General features: G+C 69.3%; 17 protein-coding genes. 15 read left to right on the forward strand and 2 right to left on the reverse strand.

What is annotated here, in order from left to right:
- Positions 1 to 2 precede the first annotated feature (2 nt).
- From ASD35_RS17750 to ASD35_RS17760, 3 genes are read left to right on the forward strand one after another with little or no spacing between them, the layout of a single operon-like run.
- Complete coding sequence (locus ASD35_RS17750; RefSeq protein ID WP_235538384.1) at positions 3 to 1172, forward strand: PilT/PilU family type 4a pilus ATPase; 1170 nt, start codon at positions 3 to 5, stop codon at positions 1170 to 1172.
- On the forward strand, positions 1169 to 2029 hold the full coding sequence (prmB, locus tag ASD35_RS17755; RefSeq protein ID WP_056876296.1) for a 50S ribosomal protein L3 N(5)-glutamine methyltransferase: 861 nt from the start codon (positions 1169 to 1171) through the stop codon (positions 2027 to 2029). The genes ASD35_RS17750 and prmB overlap by 4 nt, the downstream gene beginning before the upstream one ends.
- On the forward strand, positions 2026 to 3969 hold the full coding sequence (locus ASD35_RS17760) for an ATP-binding cassette domain-containing protein (protein WP_056876297.1): 1944 nt from the start codon (positions 2026 to 2028) through the stop codon (positions 3967 to 3969). Before prmB ends, ASD35_RS17760 begins: the two co-directional genes overlap by 4 nt.
- Here ASD35_RS17760 and ASD35_RS17765 read toward each other — a convergent pair.
- Entirely contained in the window at positions 3962 to 4324 is a 363-nt protein-coding gene (locus tag ASD35_RS17765) for a DUF1304 domain-containing protein (RefSeq protein ID WP_056876298.1), read from the reverse strand. The genes ASD35_RS17760 and ASD35_RS17765 overlap by 8 nt on opposite strands.
- A 123-nt stretch (positions 4325 to 4447) precedes the next feature.
- Here ASD35_RS17765 and ASD35_RS17770 point away from each other — a divergent pair, with 123 nt between their 5' ends.
- The 3 genes from ASD35_RS17770 (at position 4448) to ASD35_RS28160 (ending at position 6965) form a co-directional block, all read left to right on the forward strand.
- Positions 4448 to 4930, forward strand: a complete 483-nt coding sequence (locus tag ASD35_RS17770) for a MarR family winged helix-turn-helix transcriptional regulator (RefSeq protein ID WP_056876299.1) — start codon at positions 4448 to 4450, stop codon at positions 4928 to 4930.
- Positions 4931 to 4963: 33 nt separating this feature from the next.
- On the forward strand, positions 4964 to 5398 hold the full coding sequence (locus ASD35_RS17775; protein WP_056876300.1) for an organic hydroperoxide resistance protein: 435 nt from the start codon (positions 4964 to 4966) through the stop codon (positions 5396 to 5398).
- Between the two features lie 97 nt (positions 5399 to 5495).
- Complete coding sequence (locus ASD35_RS28160; protein ID WP_056876301.1) at positions 5496 to 6965, forward strand: esterase-like activity of phytase family protein; 1470 nt, start codon at positions 5496 to 5498, stop codon at positions 6963 to 6965.
- Here ASD35_RS28160 and ASD35_RS17785 read toward each other — a convergent pair whose 3' ends face one another.
- On the reverse strand, positions 6966 to 7898 hold the full coding sequence (locus ASD35_RS17785; protein WP_056876302.1) for an asparaginase: 933 nt from the start codon (positions 7896 to 7898) through the stop codon (positions 6966 to 6968).
- Between the two features lie 74 nt (positions 7899 to 7972).
- Between ASD35_RS17785 and lexA the strand changes: the two genes are divergently transcribed.
- From lexA to ASD35_RS17830, 9 genes are all read left to right on the forward strand, one after another.
- The gene (lexA, locus tag ASD35_RS17790) at positions 7973 to 8644 is read left to right on the forward strand and encodes a transcriptional repressor LexA (RefSeq protein WP_056876303.1); all 672 of its coding nucleotides are present in this window, start codon (positions 7973 to 7975) and stop codon (positions 8642 to 8644) included.
- Between the two features lie 88 nt (positions 8645 to 8732).
- The gene (locus ASD35_RS17795) at positions 8733 to 9713 is read left to right on the forward strand and encodes a DUF72 domain-containing protein (protein WP_056876304.1); all 981 of its coding nucleotides are present in this window, start codon (positions 8733 to 8735) and stop codon (positions 9711 to 9713) included.
- Between the two features lie 240 nt (positions 9714 to 9953).
- Positions 9954 to 11615, forward strand: coding sequence for a DUF5597 domain-containing protein (locus ASD35_RS17800; RefSeq protein WP_056876305.1), 1662 nt, complete (start codon positions 9954 to 9956; stop codon positions 11613 to 11615).
- On the forward strand, positions 11612 to 12925 hold the full coding sequence (locus tag ASD35_RS17805; RefSeq protein ID WP_056876306.1) for a GDSL-type esterase/lipase family protein: 1314 nt from the start codon (positions 11612 to 11614) through the stop codon (positions 12923 to 12925). The genes ASD35_RS17800 and ASD35_RS17805 overlap by 4 nt, the downstream gene beginning before the upstream one ends.
- A 31-nt stretch (positions 12926 to 12956) precedes the next feature.
- The gene (locus tag ASD35_RS17810) at positions 12957 to 15428 is read left to right on the forward strand and encodes a glycoside hydrolase N-terminal domain-containing protein (RefSeq protein ID WP_082580253.1); all 2472 of its coding nucleotides are present in this window, start codon (positions 12957 to 12959) and stop codon (positions 15426 to 15428) included.
- Positions 15425 to 16978, forward strand: a complete 1554-nt coding sequence (locus ASD35_RS17815; protein ID WP_056876307.1) for a family 43 glycosylhydrolase — start codon at positions 15425 to 15427, stop codon at positions 16976 to 16978. The genes ASD35_RS17810 and ASD35_RS17815 overlap by 4 nt, the downstream gene beginning before the upstream one ends.
- Positions 16979 to 16995: 17 nt before the next feature.
- Positions 16996 to 17940 (forward strand): PA14 domain-containing protein, encoded by a 945-nt coding sequence (locus ASD35_RS17820; protein ID WP_056876308.1) that lies wholly within the window; start codon positions 16996 to 16998, stop codon positions 17938 to 17940.
- A gap of 46 nt (positions 17941 to 17986) precedes the next feature.
- The gene (locus tag ASD35_RS17825) at positions 17987 to 18979 is read left to right on the forward strand and encodes a hypothetical protein (protein WP_157275633.1); all 993 of its coding nucleotides are present in this window, start codon (positions 17987 to 17989) and stop codon (positions 18977 to 18979) included.
- 24 nt (positions 18980 to 19003) lie between these two features.
- Positions 19004 to 19921 (forward strand): esterase family protein, encoded by a 918-nt coding sequence (locus ASD35_RS17830; RefSeq protein WP_056876310.1) that lies wholly within the window; start codon positions 19004 to 19006, stop codon positions 19919 to 19921.

Consider the following 19921-nt stretch of genomic DNA (forward strand, 5'->3'; position numbering starts at 1 on the left):
TCATGAGCAGCCCCAGCGCCGGCAACATGGAACGCATCCTGCGGCTGATGGCCGACAAGGGTGCGTCGGACTGCTACCTGTCGGCCAACATGCCGGTGCTGATCCGCATCAACGGCCAGACCGTGCAGTTGTCCGACCAACTCCTGACGCCGCCGCAGCCGCGCCAGTTGATCGCCGAAGTCGTCGACCCTGCCAGCCTGGCGGAGCTGGACAACTCGGGCGAACTCAACATGGCCGTGTCGGTGCGCGGCGTGGGCAGCTTCCGGCTGTCGGGTTTCCGGCAGCGCGGCTCCATCGCCGGCGTGTTCCGCCACATCCCACACGACATCCCGACACTGGAGAGCCTGATGCTCCCGCCGGTGCTCGGCACGATGATCAAGGAGAAGCGCGGCCTCATCCTGATGGTGGGCGCCACCGGCACCGGCAAGAGCACCACGCTCGCGTCCATGCTGGAGATGCGCAACCAGACGATGACCGGGCACATCCTCACCATCGAGGACCCGATCGAGTACCTGTTCAGCAACAAGCGCTCGGTCGTCAACCAGCGCGAGATCGGCCGGGACACCGCCTCGCTGCAGATCGCGTTGAAGAACGCGCTGCGCCAGGCGCCGGACTGCATCCTGATCGGTGAGATCCGCGACCGCGAGACGATGACCGCGGCCATCAGCTACTCGCTGTCGGGTCACCTGGTGCTGGCCACGCTGCACGGCAACAACACCTACCACGCACTGAACCGCATCCTGTCGTTCTACACGCCCGAGTCCCGCCCGGCGCTGCTGAACGACCTGGCGGCCGGCCTCAAGGCCGTCGTGTCGCAGCGCCTGGTGCGCGCCACGGCCGGCGGCCGGGTGCCGGTGGTGGAGATCCTGCTGAACTCCAAGCTGGTGTCCGAGCTCATCGAGCAAGGCGACTTCGCCGGCGTGAAGGAAGCGATGGAGAAGTCCATCGCCGAGGGCTCGCAGACCTACGAAGAGCATTTCGCCAAGCTCATCACCGAAGGCACCATCACCCGCGAGGAAGGCCTGGCCTTCGCCGACTCGCCGACCAACCTACTGTGGCGGCTGCAGAACGAGGCACCGGGCCAGCGCCTGGTCAGTGCGCCACGCAGGGAAGAAAAAGCCGCCGACGAGGCGAGCTTCACCGAAATCACGCTGGACGTGCGCACCTCTTGAACCTGATCTCTTGCATTGAATCCGAAGCCGCCCGCTTGACCCAAGCGGGCTTGTTTTTTGGCCACGGCACGACGAATGCCTTCGACGAAGCGGCCTGGCTGGCGCTGTGGCGCCTTCAGCTGCCGTTGGACGCGCTGGACGAGCATGCGGAGCGCGAGCTGAGCGACGCCGAACACGCCGCCATCGCGGCGCTGGTCGACGAGCGCATCGCGACCCGCAAGCCCGCCGCCTACCTGACCGGCGAGGCCTGGCTGCAGGGCGTGCCGTTCACCATCGACGAGCGCGCCATCGTGCCGCGCAGCTTCATCGCCGAGCTGATCGCCGACGCCAGCATCGACCCCTGGCTGCACCCAGACAGCCGCCGTGTGCTGGACCTGTGCACCGGCAACGGCAGCCTGGCCGTGCTGGCCGCGATGGCCTGGCCGGACGTGGAAGTGGATGCGCTGGACATCGACACCCACGCGCTCGCAGTCGCGAAGCTGAACGTCGAGCGCCACAACCTCGCGCTGCGCGTGCGCCTGCTGCAGGGCGACGGCCTGGCTGGGGCGGATGGACCGTATGACCTGATCCTGTGCAACCCGCCTTACGTCAACAGCGCCAGCATGGCCGCGCTGCCCGCCGAGTACCGCGCCGAGCCCGAGCTGGCGCTGGCTGGCGGCGCCGACGGCATGGACTTCATACGCGCGCTGCTGCGTGCCGCACCCGCCGCGTTGAACGACCAGGGCGTGCTGGTGCTGGAGATCGGCAACGAGCGCGAACACTTCGAGGCCGCCTTCCCGGCGCTGGAGGTGGTCTGGATGGAGACTTCATCCGGCGCCGATCAGGTGCTGCTGGTGACGAAAGAAAACCTGCTGTGATCACCCTACGCGACATCACGCTGCGCCGCGGCGTCAAGGTGGTGCTGGACGGCGCGTCGGCGACGCTGCAGCCCGGCGAGAAGATCGGCCTGGTGGGCCGCAACGGCGCCGGCAAGTCCAGCCTGTTCGCCCTGCTGACGAACCGCCTGGGCAACGACAGGGGCGAGGTCGAGGTGCCCAGGCACTGGCGCCGCTCCGAGGTGGCCCAGAACATGCCGGAGACCGACGACGGCGCCACCGACTACGTGCTGCAGGGCGACCTGACCCTGGTGGCCGCCCGCGTGGCGCTGGCCGAGGCCGAGCAGGCCAACGACGGCCACGCGATGGCCGAGGCGCATGCCGCGCTGGCGGATGCCGGCGCCTTCGATGCCCGGTCGCGCGCCCAGGCGCTGCTGATGGGCCTGGGCTTCAAGACCGAGCAGTTGGACGCCCCCGTCAACAGCTTCTCCGGCGGCTGGCGCATGCGCCTGCAGCTGGCCCGTGCGCTGATGTGCCCGGCCGAGCTGATGCTGCTGGACGAGCCCACCAACCACCTGGACCTGGACGCCCTGGTCTGGCTGGAAGCCTGGCTGCAGCGCTACGACGGCACGCTGATCGTCATCAGCCATGACCGCGAATTCCTCGACGCGATCACCAAGGTCACGCTGCACCTGGACGAAGGCAAGCTGGTGCGCTACGGCGGCAACTACACCAGCTTCGAGACGCAGCGCGCCGAGCGCATGGTGCTGCAACAGGCGGCGTTCGCGAAGCAGCAGGACCGCGTCGCCCACCTGCAGAAGTTCATCGACCGCTTCAAGGCGAAGGCCAGCAAGGCCAAGCAGGCACAGAGCCGCGTGAAGGCGCTGGAGCGCATGGAGCGGCTGGCGCCGGTGCTGGCTTCCGCCGACTTCAACTTCGAGTTCCGCGAGCCGCTGAACCTGCCCAACCCGATGCTGATGTTCGACGACCTCAGCGCCGGCTACCGCGGCGATGATGGCGACAAGATCATCGTGCGCGGCGTGGACCGCTCGGTGCTGGCCGGCCAGCGCATCGGCATCCTCGGCGCCAACGGCCAGGGCAAGTCCACGCTGGTGAAGACGATCGCCCGCGCCCAGGCGCCGATGGGCGGCAAGCTGACCGAGGGCAAGGGCCTGTCCATCGGCTACTTCGCCCAGCAGGAGCTGGACGTGCTGCGCCTGGACGAGGGCCCGCTGGAGCACATGGTGCGGCTGGCCCGGGAAGTCGGCCCGCAAGGCCGCGAGCAGGAGCTGCGCGACTTCCTCGGCCAGTTCCGCTTCACCGGCGACATGGTCAACCAGCAGGTCGGCAGCCTGTCCGGCGGCGAGAAGGCGCGCCTGGTGCTGGCCATGCTCGTGTGGCAGCGCCCCAACCTGCTGCTGCTGGACGAACCCACCAACCACCTGGACCTGAACACCCGCGAGGCGCTGTCGATGGCGCTGAACGAGTTCGAAGGCACCGTCATGCTGGTCAGCCACGATCGCGCGCTGCTGCGCGAGGTCTGCGACGAGTTCTGGCTGGTGGCCGACGGCGTCGTCAAGCCCTTCGACGGCGACCTGGACGACTACCAGCGCTGGCTGCTGGAGCAGAGCAAGGAGGCCGCCCGCGCGGCCAAGAAGCAGTCGGCCGCGGCGCCTGCGCCGGTGGTCGCCGCGGCCCCCGCCCCGGCGCCCGCGCCGCGCGAGGACCGCAAGGCCTCGGGGCAGGCGCGCGCCAAGCTGGCCGATCAGACCCGGCCGCTGCGCAAGGAGATGGAAGCCATCGACAAGCGCCTGCACGCCCTCGCCGAGGAGCGCAAGGAGATCGAGGCGCAGCTGGCCGAAGGCGCCGCTGCCTCGGCCATCGCCGAGATGGGCAAGCGGCTGAAGGCGATTGCCGACCAGCTCGAAGCCGACGAGATGCGCTGGCTGGAGCTGGGCGAGCAGATCGAGGCGCTCAGCTGAGCAGCACGGCCGCCAGCGCCAACGCGCCCGGCAGCGCCTGCACGAAGAGGATCTTCCTGGACGCCGTGGCCGCGCCGAACACACCCGCCACGACGACGCAGCCCAGGAAGAACACCAGCCACGGCTTGCCCGCGCCGGTGGCGCCCTGCATCAGCCCCCAGGCAAGGCCGGCCACCAGGAAGCCGTTGTAGAGACCCTGGTTGGCCGCCAGCGCCTTGCTCTGCTCGGCAAAGTCGGCCTTGAGCCCGAAGGCCTTGCGGCCCAGCGGCTTGGTCCAGAAGAACATCTCCAGCACCAGGAAGTAGGCGTGCAGCAGCGCCACCAGCGCGGCAAGCACGATCGCGACCATCTCCATCTTTCTTCTCCTCGGGGTTCGTCATTGGGGGTGGCGCATCGTCTCAGATCGCACTAGCGTCCGGTGTCGCCAAAAAGACCATTTAAGTTGTGCGCAATTAAATTGCCAACTACATTTCACCTCATGGCACGCAGCAAGGCCCCCGCCCCCGACGACTCCCGCGCGCAATGGCTGCGGCTGGACCGCCAGCTGTGCTTTGCGCTCTACAGCAGCTCGCTGGCCATGACCAAGCTCTACAAACCGCTGCTGGCGCCGCTGGGCGTCACCTACCCGCAGTACCTCGTCATGCTGGTGCTGTGGGAGGCCGACGGCCTGAGCGTGTCGCAGCTCGGCCAGCGGCTGTCGCTGGACTCCGGCACGCTGACACCGCTGCTCAAGCGCCTGGAGGCACTGGGCCACATCGAACGCCGCCGCGCCAGCGACGACGAGCGCCGCGTCGACATCTTCCTGACGCCCCGGGGCCGCAAGCTGCGCCAACTGGCACTGGACATCCCCGGCCATCTCGCCTGCGCCAGCGGCTGCGAGCTGGACGAAGTCATCGCGCTGACGCAGCGGTTGCACCAGCTGCGCCAGCAACTCACCCGGTCGGCCACCGAGGCCGGCTGATTCCTGTCCCCACCCACCCCTGAAGGAGCCACCATGGCCATCGAAAAAGCCCTCTACACCGCCACCGCCACTGCCACCGGCGGCCGCGCCGGCACCGCCAAGTCGTCTGACGGCGCCATCGACGTGACGCTGTCCACGCCCAAGGAGCTGGGCGGCGCTGGCGGCAACGGCACCAACCCCGAGCAGCTGTTCGCGGCCGGCTATTCCGCCTGCTTCATCGGCGCGATGAAGGCCGTCGCCGGCAAGCAGAAGATCAGCCTGCCCGCCGAGGTCTCCATCACCAGCGACGTGGCCATCGGCCCGCACGCCAACAAGCCGGGCGCCTTCGGCATCCAGGTCGACATGAAGATTTCCGTGCCGGGCATGGAGCGTGGACAGCTGGAAGAGCTGGTGAAGACGGCCCATGAGGTCTGCCCCTACTCCAACGCGACGCGCGGCAATGTCGACGTGACGCTGACCGTCGTCTGACCCCGCGGCTGGGTGGCGCGAGCCGTGACCCCCGTCACGAGCGCGTCACGCCAGCTGGCCAGCATCGCGGGCTTTCCATCACCGACGGAGACCCGCGATGCGCCCCAGCTTCCTTCCCACCCTCGCCAGCGCCCTGCTGGCCGTGGCCGCCCCCTCCCAAGCGGCTGAGCCGGTGCTGATCGGCATGGGCACGTCGAGCGGTGCCATCAGCGACTTGTCCGGCCTGAACTACGCGCTGGAAAGCGGCATCGCCGCCAACCAGCTCGGCGGTGTCGGCTCGGCACTGGCCTGGGCGGGCGGCAACACCTTCCTGGCCCTGCCGGACCGCGGCCCCAACGCCGCGGCGTGGACCGACAACGCCGCTTTCGGTGCCACGGTCGACAACACCACGTCGTTCGTCAGCCGCTTCCACACGCTGCAGCTGAATCTCGTCGCCACGCCCGGCGCCGCCCTGCCCTACGCCGTCCAGACGACATTGAAGGCCACGACACTGCTGTCCAGCCCGACGGCACTCACCTATGGCGCCACCGCGCCCACGCTGACCGGCCTGGTCAGCAGCAGCACGTTGACGGCAGGCAGCACGAACTACTTCTCCGGCCGCTCCGACAACTTCGCCGCCGGCCTGTCGACCCACCCGAACAACGCCCGCCTCGACCCCGAAGGCCTGCGCGTCTCCAACGACGGCAAGAGCGTCTTCGTCTCCGACGAGTACGGTCCCTACGTCTACCAGTTCGACCGCGCGACCGGCCAGCGCATCCGCAGCTTCGGCCTGCCGGGCAGCTTTGCCGTTTCGAACCCCACGCCTTCGGTCAACACCGAGATCCCGGGCAACACAGCGGGGCGTGTCACCAACAAGGGCATGGAAGGCCTGGCCATCTCGCCCGACGGCAAGGCACTGTTCGGCTTCATGCAAAGCCCGCTGCTGCAGGACGGCGGCGACGGCGGCCGTTACAACCGCATCGTCAAGATCGACATCGCCACCGGCGACGTCAGCCAGTTCGCCTTCGACAACCGGATCAACGGCAAGAGCTACAACAGCAGCGAACTGCTGGCGCTGAACGACCACGAACTGCTGGTGCTGGAGCGCGACGGCAAGGGCCTCGGCGACGGCTCGCCCGGCTCCAAGGCGGCAGTCAAGCAGCTCATCAGGGTCGACCTGACCGGCGCGACGGAAGTCAGCGGCATCGCCGACCTGCGCACGCAGCCCGGCGCGGCCATCGTCGGCACCCGCTTCCTCGACATCAAGGCCGCGCTGAACGCCGCCGGCATCCCGGATGCCATGGTGCCGTCCAAGCTCGAAGGCATTGCCTTCGGTGAAGACGTCTTGCTCAACGGCAAGACCATGCACACGCTGTACCTGTCCAACGACAACGACTTCCTGGGCGACGTGCTGCCGAGCGGCAGCGCGACGCCAGTGGCCTACGGCAACCAGTTCTACGTCTTCGCGTTCGAAGGCGCCAATCTGGTCCAGCAAGGCATCTCGGCCGTGCCGGAGCCGAGCAGCTACGCTCTGCTTGTCGGCGGGCTCGGTACGCTGGGCTTCGTGGCCCGCCGCCGCCGCGGCTGATCAGCCGTTGGCCAGCAAGGCCAGGATCAGCTCGATCCTGGCCTTGACCGGGCCCAGCGCGCCCGCGCTGGGCAGCAACCCAGGCAGCTCCATCACCGGCCCGGCATCGCAGCGGGTGCTGCGCACCACGCGCACGCCTTGGGCTTGCGCCTCGAGCAGCGCCGCCTCCAGCGCGCGGCTCAACGTGCCATTGCCCGTGCCGGCCGCGACGATGCCGTCGACGCCCGCCGCCAGCAACGCGCGCACGATACGGCCGTCCGCGCCGGCATGGTTGAGCACCACGTCCACCCGCGGCCAGTGTTCGGGCGCCCTCGCGATGCGCGCCAGGCCCACGCCCTCGCCCACCGGCCACCGGCCGACCCAACGCACGGCGCCCTCCTCCACCCGGGCCACCAGCGCCCCGTCGGCCGACTCGAACGCATCGACGCGGTAGCTGTGCGTCTTGCGCACCTGCGTTGCGTCATGCACCCGCCCCGCAAAGGCGACGACCACGCCCGTCGCCCCGGGCGTCGCAGCCACCTGGACTGCGTCGAAAAGGTTCTGCGGCCCGTCCGGCACCAACGCGGTCGCCGGTCGCATGGCCGCGGTGAACACCACCGGCTTGGCCGGTGCCAGCACGCGGTGCAGGAAATATGCGGTCTCCTCCAGCGTGTCGGTGCCATGGGTGATGACGATGCCGGCGACTTCCGGGCGCGCGAGGTGCTCCTGCACGGTGGATGCGAGCCGCTGCCAGGTGGCGTGGTCCATGTCCTTGCTGTCCAGCTGGACCAGCTGGTGGGCCTCCAGCCGGCGGGAAGCCAGCGGCGGCACGGCGGCCAGCAAATCCTCCACACGCAATTGCGCGGCCGTGTAGCCGACGCCGTCGCTGGTGGTTTTGGCTGTGCCGGCAATGGTGCCGCCGGTCCCCAGAATGACGATCAGATCAGCTGGCATTTGCAATGGAGAGGGTTCCTGGACAAAAATACAGTTGCTGGACAAATCTCCAGCCACCTACCAAAGGCCCCGCCGTGCAAGACCGACCCAAGCTTACCGCCCGCCAGCAGCAGATCTTCGACCTGGTCCGCCACGCGATCGAAAGCACCGGTGCCCCGCCGACCCGCGCCGAGATTGCCGCCGAACTGGGCTTCAAGTCGGCCAATGCCGCCGAGGAGCACCTGCAGGCGCTGGCCCGAAAAGGCATGCTTGAACTCGTTGGCGGCACCTCGCGCGGCATCCGGCTCAAGTCCGACACACTCAGCGCGGTGAACCGCGCGCGTCAAATCAACCTGCCGATTCCCGCGCTCGCCCAGCTCACGCTGCCGTTGATCGGCCGGGTCGCCGCCGGCGCGCCCATCCTGGCCCAGGAGCATGTCGAGCAGACCTACACCGTCGAGCCCGGCCTGTTCTCCAAGAAGCCCGACTACCTGCTCAAGGTCAAGGGCATGAGCATGAAGGACATCGGCATCCTCGACGGCGACCTGCTGGCGGTGCAGTCCGCCAAGGACGCCCGCAATGGCCAGATCGTCGTCGCCCGCGTCGGCGAGGAGGTCACCGTCAAGCGCTTCAAGCGGGGTGCCGACGGCATACAGCTGCTGCCCGAGAACGCCGATTTCGAACCCATCCTCATCAACGAGGACAGCGAGGGCTTCAGCATCGAAGGCCTGGCGGTCGGCCTGATCCGCGGCCATGGTTTCAACTGACGTCACGCCGACCGCGAGGCGAAGGCCCGACCGATGGTGTCGGGCCTTTTGCTTTTGGGGGCTGGCACGTGGCCTGCCCCATGGGCGCATGGCCAAGTTGCGTTCCCTCAGAGGCGAGATCCGTATCGGCATTTCCGGCTGGCGCTATGAACCCTGGCGCGGCGTCTTCTACCCCGAGGGCCTGGCCCAGCGCCGTGAGCTGGAGTTCGCGTCGCGCATGGTGCCCTCCATCGAGATCAACGGCTCCTTCTACTCACTGCAGCACCCCGACTACTACGCCCAGTGGCGCGACGAGACGCCCGATGGCTTCGTGTTCGCCGTGAAGGCGCCGAAATACATCACCCACATGCGCCGCCTCAAGGAGGTGGAGACGCCGTTGGCCAACTTCCTGGCCAACGGCCTGTTCGAACTGCGCGACAAGCTCGGCCCCATCCTGTGGCAGTTCCCGCCCATGCTGCCTTTCAAACCGGAGCGTTTCGAAGCCTTCTTCGCGATGCTGCCGCATGACACCGAAGCCGCCGCACGCATCGCCGCTCAGCATGACGAGCGTGTTGCCGACCGCATGAGCCTGGAGATCGACCGCAAGCGGCCGATGCGCCATGCCGTCGAGATCCGTCACCCCAGCTTCGCCGACCCGGCCTTCATTGCGCTGCTGCGGCGCTACAACGTCGCGCTGGTCGTGGCCGACACAGCCGGCAAGTGGCCGCTGCTGGAAGACCTGACCGCGGATTTTGTCTACGTGCGGCTGCACGGCGACAAGGAGCTGTACGCGAGCGGCTACAGCGACGAGGCATTGGACCGCTGGGCAGCCCGGTTCGACGCCTGGAGCCAGGGCCGCCAGGTGAGCGACGCCCGCCTCGCGTCCCCGCAGGCCGCGCCCCGGCACGCAAGGCGCGACATCTACTGCTACTTCGACAACGATGTGAAGGTGCACGCACCGTACGACGCCGCCGCCCTCAGCCGCAAGCTTGGCATGGAGAGCCCGATCGGCGCGCGCGGCGCACCGCTGCCGGAGGCATTCACGGCCCGGCCGCGAGCCCGTGCCCAGGGTTTCAGGCTGCAGAGGTAGCCTGCATCGGCCGCTGGCGGGCCCGCTCCAAGGCTTTCCGTCCCGCGATCGGTCGGCTTCTGCAAGCCATGGGCAGACCAGGGTATACACCGGTAAGACCAAATTCGCAGGCATGGAAAATTGGCATGACCAAATTTACGGCGTCACTGGACGCCGTTGCTTCCTGCCGATGCGCTGACGCGCTGATGCCCGTTTCACCCTGCGGCCCACCGCCGCCGATCTGCTTTTCTCCACGGCAACATGCTGAAGAAGTCCCTCGCCCGTCTTCGCCGGACCGGGCTGGCAGCCCTTGGCCTGCTCATTGGCTCCGCTGCCATCGCCGCCGAAGCGCCCCGCCTCGCCCAGAGCAACGGCCGCCACGCCCTCATCGTGGACGGCGCGCCGTTCACGCTTCTTGGCGCCCAGGTCCACAACTCCAGCAACTACCCCGAGGCGCTGAAGAAGGTCTGGCCCGCCGTGGCCGACATCCACGCCAACACCGTCGAGGTGCCGATCGCCTGGGAGCAGGTCGAGCCGATCGAAGGGCGCTTCGATTTCTCCTTCGTCGACACCCTCCTCCAGCAGGCGCGCGAGCACAAGGTGCGTGTCGTGCTGCTGTGGTTCGGCACCTGGAAAAACACCAGCCCGCAGTACACGCCCGCCTGGGTCAAGTTCGACAACCAGCGCTTCCCGCGCATGGTCGACGCGACCGGCAAGGACAGCTACTGCCTCTCGCCGCACGGCGAGGAGACGCTCAAGGCCGACCAGCGCGCCTTCACCGCGCTGATGGCGCACCTCAAGAAGATCGACGAGAAGGACCGCACCGTGCTGATGGTGCAGGTCGAGAACGAGGTCGGCACCTTCGGCCTCGTGCGTGACTTCGGCAAGCGGGCCCAGGCGCTGTTCGAGCAGGATGTGCCGCCCGCGGTGCTGGCGCGCAAGAAGGCGCCGGTGCCGGGCGCGGCCAAGGGCAGCTGGCGCGCCGTCTATGGCGACTACGCCGACGAGTACTTCCACGCCTGGGCCAAGGCGCGCTACATCGGCGAGATCGCCAAGGCCGGCCGCGCCGTCTACGACCTGCCGATGTACGTCAACAACGCGCTGCGCGACCCGCTGGAGCAGCCCCCCAAGCCCTGGAACAAGAACTTCGCCAGCGGCGGCCCGACCTACGACGTCATCGACATCTACAAGGCCGCCGCGCCCGCGATCGACATCGTCGGCCCCGACATCTACAACCCCGAGTCGGCCAAGCTCGACGCCAACCTGGACAAGTTCAAGCGCCCCGACAACGCCTTGTTCGTGCCGGAGATCGGCAACAGCGATCTCTACGCCCGCTACCTGTACCAGATCCTCGGCCGCGGCGCGATCGGCGTCGCGCCCTTCGGCATCGACTACTTCGACTACGCCAACCACCCGCTGGGCGCCAAGACCAACGACAAGGCCACGCTGGAGCCATTCGCCAAGGTCTTCGCCGCCTTCCGCCCGATGCAGCGCCAGTGGGCGCAATGGGCGTTCGACGGCCGCACCTACGGTGTCGCCGAGCCCGACGACCATGCCGACCGGTTCGTCACGATGAAGGGCTGGAAGGCCCACGTCACCTTCGGCCAATGGCAGTTCGGCGAGCGCGAATGGCCGGGCAACCAGAAGGAGAAGCCGGCGCATGCCGACAAGCTCGTCGGCGGGGTGTCCATCGCGCAGATCACCGACGACGAGTTCATCCTCGTCGGCCAGCAGGCGCGCGTGCGCATCGACGACATCGAGGGCAGCGGCCGGGCGCTGATCGAGTACGTCGAGGAAGGGCGTTACGACGCCAACGGCACGTGGACGATGGAGCGCCGCTGGAACGGCGACCAGGTCGACTGGGGCCTGAACTTCGTCGCCAACCCGCGCGTGCTCAAGGTCAAGATGGGGCGCTACAAATGAGCGGCGCTCGCAAGGCCATGCTTGGCACGCTGCTGGGCACGGCGTTCTTCGGCACCCAGGCGCAGGCCGCGCCGGACATCACCATCCTGCCGGCGCCGGCAGCCGCCTGGCGTACGGTCGTCGGCCACTGGGAGGCCCAGGCCGAGCTGAGTGGCGACAGCGTCACCGTGCCGGCACCCACGGCCGAGTACGCGCGCGCCAGCACCCTCGCCGCCAGCGCGCGCAGCACCGCCGGCCAGCGCGAGGCCGTGCTGCTCGACTGGAAAGAGCTGTGGCAGGCCACGCTGCGCTTCGAGTCGCGCCAGCCGCTGGACCTGCGGCCCTACCTGGGCGGCACGCTGGAGTTCGACCTGGACGTCGCCGAGCTGGGCCAGGGCGGCGTGCGCGCCAAGGTGGCCTGCGGCGACGGCTGCGAGCGCGGCGTCAACCTCATGGCGCCGGCGCGCGGTTGGGCCGGCAAGGGCTGGCAGCGCGTGGCGCTACCGATGAGCTGCTTCGCGCGTGAGGGTGCCGACTTCTCCAAGGTCAGGCTGCCGTTTGCGCTGGACAGCACGGGCAGCGGCCGCATCAGCGTCGCCAACGTGCGCATCACGCGCGAGGCCAAGCCAGGCCTGGCCTGCCCGGACTACCGCACGGAGTCCGTCACGCCCGCGATGCTCGACGAATCCTGGGCCGTCGACTGGTGGCTGCCGCGCCACAAGGAGAAGCTCGAGGAAAAGCGCAAGCTCATCGAAGCCGGCACGCCGCCCGAGGTCGTCTTCATCGGCGACTCCATCACCCAGGGCTGGGAGAAGGAGGGCCGCGAGGTCTGGCAGCGTCACTTCGCCAAGCTCAACGGTCTGGCGGTGGGCTTCGGCGGCGACCGCACGGAGAACGTGCTGTGGCGCCTGCAGCACGGCGAGATCGACGGCATCCGCCCGAAGGTGGCCGTGCTGATGATCGGCACCAACAACACCGGCCACCGCGCCGAGAACCCCACCACCACCGCGGCCGGCATCAAGCGGCTGGTCGACGAGATCCGCCAGCGGCTGCCCGACACGAAGCTGCTGCTGCTGGCCATCTTCCCGCGCGGCGAGAAACCCGACGACTTCCAGCGCGGCCTCAACGAGCGTGTCAACAAGCTCATCGAGGGTTATGCCGACGGCCGCAACGTCCACTTCCTCAACATCAACGCCGCGCTGCTGAACGCCGACGGCACACTCAGCAAGGACGTCATGCCCGACCTCCTGCACCCCAACGAGAAGGGCTACGGCCTCTGGCAGCGCGCGATGGCGCCGACGCTGGACAAGCTGCTGGCCACGCCCCGGTAAGCGGGTGCCGCCCGCCACCTCGAGAGACAAGATGACCCATTTCAATCCCACCCGCCGCGGCTTCGTCGCTGGCGGCACCTCGCTGGCCTGCACCCTGGCCGCCTTGCCGGTCTTCGCGCAAAGCGGTGCCGCCAAGCTGGCCGACGACTCGCTCATGCTGTGGTACGACCAGCCCGCCGGGCCCTGGATCGAGGCATTGCCGGTGGGCAGCGGGCGCCTGGGCACGATGGTCTTCGGCCGCCCGGCGCAGGAGCGGCTGCAGTTCAACATCGACACGCTGTACGGCGGCGGCCCCTACGTCCAGGACAACCCGAAGTTCCGCGAGGCCCTGCCTCAAGTGCGGGCCCTCATCGACCAGGAGCGCTGGAAGGAGGCCAACGACCTCGTCTCGGAAGCGCTGATGGGCAAGCCGATCAAGCAGATGCCGTTCAGCGGCGCCGGCGACCTGCTGCTGGACTTCCCCGGCGTGAAGGCCGCAGCGCGATATCGGCGCAGCCTCGACCTCGACAGCGCCATCGCCACCACGCAGTTCATCGACGGCAGCGGCCGCCACCGGCGCGAGACCTTCTGCAGCGTGCCGGACCAGGTGACGGTGATCCGGCTGGAGATCGAAGGCGACGGAGCCATCGACGTCGACCTCGGCTACCGCCACCCCGACTACCAGCCCTACGGCGGCTTCGGCGACACCAAGTACGACAAGGATGGCGTCGTCTTCGTCGGTGCGCCCTGGGACCACCGCGAATCTCTCAATGCCGAGAAGCGGCCGGGGTCGCTGGCGGTGCGTGCCGACGGCAGCGACGCACTGCTGATCGAGGGCCGCAATGTGCAGGCCTTCGGCATCCCGGGCCAGCTGCGCTATGCGCTGCGCGTGCAAGCAGTGGGCGACGGTCGCATCGAGGCCGTCGGCGACCGGCTGCGCGTGCGCGGCGCGCGCCAGCTGACGCTGGTGGTGGCCGGCGAGACCAGCTACGTCAACTGGCAGGACACCAGCGGCGACCCCGTGGCCGCCGTGCGCCAGCGCACCGCCGCGGCCGCGCGCAAGCCCTTCGCCAAGCTGCGCGACGACCACCTCAAGGCCCACCGCGCGCTGTTCCGCCGCCTGCACATCGACCTCGGTGGCCGCGAGGCCAATGCCCGCACCACCGATGCCCGCATCAAGGACGTGCCCCGCCAGCCCGACGCCGCGCTCGCCGCGATGTATGTGCAGTACGCGCGCTACCTGCTGCTGTCGTCCTCTCGGCCGGGCAGCCAGCCGGCCAACCTGCAAGGGGTGTGGAACGAAGTGCTGCACCCACCGTGGGAAGGCAAGTACACGATCAACATCAACACGGAGATGAACTACTGGCCCGCCGGGCCGGCCAACCTGGGCGAGTGCGTCGAGCCGCTGCTGAAGATGGTGGAGGACCTGGCCGTCACCGGCGCCCGCACCGCGCGCAACAGCTACGGCGCGCGCGGCTGGGTCGCCCACCACAACACCGACCTGTGGCGCGCCACGGCACCGCTGGACGGCCCGCTGTGGGGCATGTGGCCCACCGGCGGCGCCTGGCTTTGCACGACGCTGTGGCAGCAGTACCAGTACAACCCGAGCCCGGCCGTGCTGCGTCGCCTGGTGCCGCTGTTCAAGGGCGCCGCGCTGTTCTTCCTCGACACGCTGATCGAAGACCCCAAGGGCCGCGGGCTGGTCACGTCGCCATCGTCGTCGCCGGAGAACAACCACCATGCCGACATCGCACTGTGCGCCGGGCCGGCCATGGACCGCCAGATCCTGCGCGACCTGTTCGACGCAGCCATTGCGGCACAGGCACAGCTGGGCGAGGACGACGCGGCATTCACCGCTGCCGTCCGCAAGGCGAGAGCCCGCCTGCCCGCCGACCGCATCGGCGCGCAAGGCCAGTTGCAGGAGTGGCTGGAAGACTGGGATGCGTCGGCCACCGACCAGCAGCACCGCCATGTCTCGCACCTCTACGCCGTCTACCCCAGCGAGCAGGTCAATGTGCGCGACACACCCGCGCTGGCCCAGGCCGCCCGCAAGACGCTGAACACCCGCGGCGACGAAAGCACCGGCTGGGCCACCGCCTGGCGGCTCGCGCTGTGGACGCGCCTGGGCGACGGCGAGCGGGCCTACAAGGTACTGCAAGGCCTGCTGGGACCCGCGCGCACCTACCCCAACATGTTCGACGCCCACCCGCCCTTCCAGATCGACGGCAACTTCGGCGGCGCGGCGGCCATCCTGGACATGATCGTGCAGTCCTGGGGCGGCGAGGTGCACCTGCTGGCCGCCCTGCCCAAGGCCTGGCCGACCGGCCGCCTGCACGGCGTGCGCGCCCACGGCGGCGTCGAGGTGGACGTCGATTGGCAGGCTGGGCGCCTGACCCGCGTGCGCCTGCGCGGGCCGGTGCGCGCCGGCGTCGCCCTGCGTCATCTCGGCCGTAGCGTGGCGGTCAAGCTCGACGCGCGCGGCCACGCCCGCCTGAGCGCCAGCGATTTCGCGGCACCGACATGAAGCCTGCCGCCGGCCCGGCCGTGTCACGCCCGCCATCGCTGGCCGCGCTCGTGTGCACGGACGGGGCGGCGCCGGCACCGAGCCTTGGTAGCCTGCGCGGCGCCGGCCTCGGCGGCGGCAGTTTCCGCAACCCCGTGCTGGCGGGCGACCACCCCGAGCCGGCCCTGCTGCAAGACGGCGCCGACTACTACCTCAGCTGCGCCTCCTTCCAGTCCTGCCCCGGCGTGGTGATCTGGCACTCGCGGGACCTCGTGCACTGGGTGCCGATCGGCGCCGCGCTCGCCCGGGTCATCGGTTCGGTGCACGCCGTGAACCTCATCCAGCACGCAGGCCGCTACTTCATCTATCTCGGCGTGCGCACGCCGCAGGGCACCGCCATCCATGTCGTCCATGCCGACGACATGCGCGGCCCCTGGAGCGCCCCCATCGACCTGGGCCTGCCGGGCTGCGCGGCCCCCGCCCACGTCGTCGACGAGGCCAGCCAGCGGCATCTCCTCGTCAACGGCCTGCAGCGCGTGCGCCTGAGCGACGACGGCCTGGCGACCGCGGGCGGCCTGTCCGGCACCGACTGCCCTGCGCTCGAAAGCGCACGGATGCTGCGCCACGGCGAGTTCGTCTACCTGATCACCACGGCAAGCGGCAGTGCCGTGCACCGCGCGACCGTCGCGCGCGCGCCGTCCGTGCATGGGCCGTGGGAGGCCTGCCCCTTCGACCCCGTCACAGGCTCCGCCGGCGCCGCCGATCCCTGGCAGACCGGCGGCCCTCTGAACCTGGTGCAAGGCCCGGCCGGCGACTGGTGGATGGTCTGCCATGGCCACGAGAAGGGGTTCCGCACCCTCGGCCGTCAGACGCTGCTGCAACCGGTCGGCTGGACGCGCGAGGGCTGGTTCCGCGTCACCGGCTCGGCGCTCGACCGGCCGCAACGCATGCCTCGCGGCGGCACAGCGGGCGCTGAGGCAATGGCGGCGGCGGGGCTGTCCGACGACTTCACGCGCGACCGGCTCGGCACGCAATGGAGCTTCTTCGACGCCGCCCCTGACGAGTTGCGGCGCGCGCACTACGACGGCGCCGGCCTGTTGCTGCGCGGCAAGGGCACGGGGCTGGCCGACTGCTCGCCGCTCACCTGCACCGTCGGCGACCACAGCTACGAGGCGGAACTGGACTTCGAGCTGATCGGCGCGGTCCAGGGCGGCCTGGCGCTGTTCCATGATGCCCGCGGCTTCGTCGGCGTCGGCATCGGCGACGGCCTCATGCACACCTACAACTATGGCCAGGAGCACAACTGGACGCAGCAGCCGGTGCTAGGCGTGCGCCACCGCCTGCGCGTGACCCACCACCAGCAGCGCATCACCTTCGAGCACGCCGCGGGCGACGGGCCCTGGGTGCAGAACCCCTGGTTGAACGAGGTCTCCGCCCTCCACCAGAACGTCTTCGGCGGTTTCCCCAGCCTGCGGCCGGCGCTCTTCGCCGCGGGTGCCGGCGAGGTGCGCCTGCGCCGCTTCAGCTACCGAGCCACCGTGGGCCTTGCGGCCCTTGCGGGCACGACATAACAAGAACGAGGAGTCTCATGACCTGGACACCACCCAACCCCGACACGCCCGAGGCCGAATCCAAATCGCGGCGACTGTGGCCGCGCGGCTTCAATGGCTACGCGCTGATCATTGCTGTCGTATTCCACCTCCTGATCCTGGTGGCGGTGCTGTCGTGGCGCGCCAAGGCGCCGCCGCCAAAGAAGCCTCGCAGTACCGATGTGAGCGTCGTCCTGCAGAAGGACCCGCCGAAGCCCGAGCCCTTGATGCCGCCCCCGAAGATGCCCGATCTGCAGCCGCCGAACCTGCCGGCGATACCCGAGCTGCCGGTGATCGAGGTGTCCAAGGTCGAGGCCGCGCCGCAAGCCCCGCCGCCACCGCCGCCGCCGACGGTCGCCCCGGCGCCTCCTCCACCGGTCGCACCACCGGTGGCCCCGCCGCCGCCAGCCCCGGCCGCCAGCAGCGCCAAGGTGTTCGAGGAATGCGAGGAAGGGTCGGACCGCAAGATGGTGGCCGACGTGTTCCGCCTGCGCCCGGGATTCAAAACGGTGAGGGATATGCGCCGGGGCAACAAGCCCATCAAGACCGTCTGCCTGGCCCAGCTCGACGTCACCCCCCGGAAGTTCAACGACGGGTTCCCGGGCCTCGACCTGGTCGAATGGTTCGGCCTGGACATCCGCTTCACCCTCAACATCCCGGAAGACGGCACATGGGAGCTGATGCTGCTGTCAGACGACGGTGCCATCCTGACCGTGGACGGCGTCGAGGTGATCAACAACGACGGCATCCACGCGCCCGAGCCGGCGATGGCCACGGTCAAGATGGCCAAGGGCCCGCGCGATTTCCGCGTGCGCTACTTCCAAGGGCCCGCGCCAGACCTGGCCCTGATGCTCGCGTGGCGCAAGCCAGGCGTGGCGGACTTCCAGTACATCCCGCGCCGGCTGCTCGGGCGCCCCGCGGCCACTGCCTCTCCGACGCCGTAACGGGCGCATCAACCGCAGGCGATCCAATCCAAGGGAGTGCAACGAGATGGCAAAGACGGGGAGTGATCGAAGCCGCCGCCGCACGCACTATGCAGTGGCCTTCGCAGCGATCGTGCTTGCAGGCGGTGGCGCAGTTGCATGGCTGCATGGCGACAAACCGGCCAGCGGTGCTCCGGCAGCCACGCCGGCTGCGGCGCTGGAGCTGCCCGCAGCAACGGCCGAACCGGCCAGCACCACAGCAGTAGGCCTGGCGGTGCCGGCGTCGTCCGCCGTTGCGGCCAGCGGCATGGCGGCATCTGGCAAACCTGCGGCGGCTGCGCGACCGCCGGAAGAATCACCGGCCGAAACGCTGCGCCAGGTGCAGCTGGCGCTGAGCGGTGGCAGCCCGGAAGATGCGCTGAAAGCGGCCCAGACGCTGCGGCACTGCGCGACGATGTCCCGGGCTCCGGAGGCCCTGTTTGCCGTTCGCGATCAGCCGGACCTGATGCCAGCCAACGTGAAGAAGGCGCTCAAGGAGATGGGCGGCGAGGACGGCGTGAGCAACGAGACCATCGCCCAGGCCCAGCGCGATCAGCGACGCTGCCAGGTCTTCGACGCCGCCACGCTGGCGCGCAGCGGTGAGCTCCTGCAAAAAGCCTATGAGGGCAAAGCTCCAGGAGCGGCACTGGCCTATCTGCAATCGCTGCAGTCGCCGGACGCCAAAGACAAGGCGGACCCGGCGCTGATCGCCAGGCTGCAGGCCGATGTGCGCCAGGCGGCCCAGGCCGGCGACCCCAACACGCTGATGTCGCTTGCCATGGCCTCCGGCGATATGGCGCGCGATCTGGGCATCACGCCGGCACAACGCAGCGGCTACAGGAATGCCTATGTGCAGATACAGGACGAGCTCGTGCCGGGGCTGGGCAAGGGGATGGTTAAAGTCATCGATGCGGTCGCGCTGATGAACCCGACGGCGCCCCTCACCGCCGCGCAGCAACGCGAGGCCGACGCGCTGACCACGCAGGTGGTCGAAGCGTGGCGGCGCGGGCGCAAGAGCTGATCACCTCGGACACCGGCACTCCAGATGCAACCCACCAAGACACTGGCCACACTCGCGCTGCTGGCACTCGCCACCGCTGCCTCGGCGCAAGGCGTCGAGACCGTCACGCCGGACCGGGCGCGCGCCAACTTCGGCCGCCCCATCACGCTCGCGGCCGACGACGTGCGCGCCTTCCCCGCGCCGCCCGCCGGCTTTGCCGATGCGCGGCCGGGCGTGGCGGCCGGTCGTGTCGAGGACCTGAGCTATGCCTCCGGCGTGACCGGTACGCAGCGCAAGGCCAGCGTCTACCTGCCACCCGGCTACTCGGCAGAGAAGCGCTACCCGGTGCTCTACCTGCTGCACGGCATCGGCGGCAACCAGCACGAGTGGCGTGGCTACGTGCGGGCCGACGCCGTGCTGGACAACCTCATCGCCGACGGCAAGTCGCTGCCGATGATCGTCGTGATGCCCAATGGCCGGGCACTGCCGGACGACACCCCCCCGCCGGCCGACCGCGTGTTCACGCCGGAGCACGCCAGCGCTTTCGCCAAGTTCGAACGCGACCTGCTGGAGTTCCTCATCCCGGCTGTTGACGCCAAGTACCCGACGCTGGCGGACCGCGGCCACCGGGCGATCGCCGGGCTGTCGATGGGCGGTGGGCAGGCGCTCAATTTCGGCCTTGCGCACCTGGACACGTTCGCCTGGATCGGCGGCTTCTCCTCCGCCCCCAACACCAAGCCGGTCGCGGCGCTGCTACCCGACCCCGCTGGGGTGCGCCGCCAGCTCGCGCTGCTCTACCTGTCCTGCGGCAACAAGGACGGCCTGATCAACGTTTCACAGGGCGTGCATCAGGCGCTCAAGCAGCATGAGATTCCCCACCTGTGGAACGTCGACGAACACGGCCACGACCGCGAAAGCTGGGCCGAGAACCTGTACCACTTCGCGCAGCGGCTGTTCCGATAG

The sequence above is a fragment of the Pelomonas sp. Root1444 genome (assembly GCF_001426885.1).
In the GTDB taxonomy this organism is placed as follows: domain Bacteria; phylum Pseudomonadota; class Gammaproteobacteria; order Burkholderiales; family Burkholderiaceae_C; genus Pelomonas.

What these genes read in the sequence shown, in the direction of transcription:
- ASD35_RS17750 (WP_235538384.1), top strand. Translation starts at nt 3, where the DNA reads ATGAGCAGCCCCAGCGCCGGCAACATGGAACGCATCCTGCGGCTGATG.
- ASD35_RS17765 (WP_056876298.1), bottom strand. Translation starts at nt 4,324, where the DNA reads ATGGAGATGGTCGCGATCGTGCTTGCCGCGCTGGTGGCGCTGCTGCAC.
- ASD35_RS17770 (WP_056876299.1), top strand. Translation starts at nt 4,448, where the DNA reads ATGGCACGCAGCAAGGCCCCCGCCCCCGACGACTCCCGCGCGCAATGG.
- ASD35_RS17775 (WP_056876300.1), top strand. Translation starts at nt 4,964, where the DNA reads ATGGCCATCGAAAAAGCCCTCTACACCGCCACCGCCACTGCCACCGGC.
- ASD35_RS28160 (WP_056876301.1), top strand. Translation starts at nt 5,496, where the DNA reads ATGCGCCCCAGCTTCCTTCCCACCCTCGCCAGCGCCCTGCTGGCCGTG.
- ASD35_RS17785 (WP_056876302.1), bottom strand. Translation starts at nt 7,898, where the DNA reads ATGCCAGCTGATCTGATCGTCATTCTGGGGACCGGCGGCACCATTGCC.
- ASD35_RS17795 (WP_056876304.1), top strand. Translation starts at nt 8,733, where the DNA reads ATGGCCAAGTTGCGTTCCCTCAGAGGCGAGATCCGTATCGGCATTTCC.
- ASD35_RS17800 (WP_056876305.1), top strand. Translation starts at nt 9,954, where the DNA reads ATGCTGAAGAAGTCCCTCGCCCGTCTTCGCCGGACCGGGCTGGCAGCC.
- ASD35_RS17805 (WP_056876306.1), top strand. Translation starts at nt 11,612, where the DNA reads ATGAGCGGCGCTCGCAAGGCCATGCTTGGCACGCTGCTGGGCACGGCG.
- ASD35_RS17810 (WP_082580253.1), top strand. Translation starts at nt 12,957, where the DNA reads ATGACCCATTTCAATCCCACCCGCCGCGGCTTCGTCGCTGGCGGCACC.
- ASD35_RS17815 (WP_056876307.1), top strand. Translation starts at nt 15,425, where the DNA reads ATGAAGCCTGCCGCCGGCCCGGCCGTGTCACGCCCGCCATCGCTGGCC.
- ASD35_RS17820 (WP_056876308.1), top strand. Translation starts at nt 16,996, where the DNA reads ATGACCTGGACACCACCCAACCCCGACACGCCCGAGGCCGAATCCAAA.
- ASD35_RS17825 (WP_157275633.1), top strand. Translation starts at nt 17,987, where the DNA reads ATGGCAAAGACGGGGAGTGATCGAAGCCGCCGCCGCACGCACTATGCA.
- ASD35_RS17830 (WP_056876310.1), top strand. Translation starts at nt 19,004, where the DNA reads ATGCAACCCACCAAGACACTGGCCACACTCGCGCTGCTGGCACTCGCC.